Origin of the sequence: Rugamonas fusca (genome assembly GCF_014042365.1) — a bacterium.
GTDB lineage: Bacteria > Pseudomonadota > Gammaproteobacteria > Burkholderiales > Burkholderiaceae_D > Rugamonas > Rugamonas fusca.
The window spans coordinates 1-685 of sequence record NZ_JACEZS010000067.1 but is presented as its reverse complement, the minus strand read 5'-3'; the positions used below and the strand labels follow the sequence as shown (position 1 = coordinate 685).

The following is a 685-nucleotide window of genomic DNA, read 5'->3' as shown; positions in this document are numbered from 1 at the left end:
GTCCAGACTCCTACGGGAGGCAGCAGTGGGGAATTTTGGACAATGGGCGCAAGCCTGATCCAGCAATGCCGCGTGAGTGAAGAAGGCCTTCGGGTTGTAAAGCTCTTTTGTCAGGGAAGAAACGGTGGAGGCTAATATCCTTTGCTAATGACGGTACCTGAAGAATAAGCACCGGCTAACTACGTGCCAGCAGCCGCGGTAATACGTAGGGTGCAAGCGTTAATCGGAATTACTGGGCGTAAAGCGTGCGCAGGCGGTTTTGTAAGTCTGTCGTGAAATCCCCGGGCTCAACCTGGGAATTGCGATGGAGACTGCAAGGCTAGAATCTGGCAGAGGGGGGTAGAATTCCACGTGTAGCAGTGAAATGCGTAGATATGTGGAGGAACACCGATGGCGAAGGCAGCCCCCTGGGTCAAGATTGACGCTCATGCACGAAAGCGTGGGGAGCAAACAGGATTAGATACCCTGGTAGTCCACGCCCTAAACGATGTCTACTAGTTGTCGGGTCTTAATTGACTTGGTAACGCAGCTAACGCGTGAAGTAGACCGCCTGGGGAGTACGGTCGCAAGATTAAAACTCAAAGGAATTGACGGGGACCCGCACAAGCGGTGGATGATGTGGATTAATTCGATGCAACGCGAAAAACCTTACCTACCCTTGACATGGCAGGAATCCCTGAGAGAT

General features: G+C 52.4%; 1 rRNA gene. It reads left to right on the top strand.

Going from position 1 to position 685, the window contains the following annotated elements:
* A 16S ribosomal RNA gene (locus H3H36_RS26330) occupies positions 1 to 685 on the top strand; the annotation flags it as partial.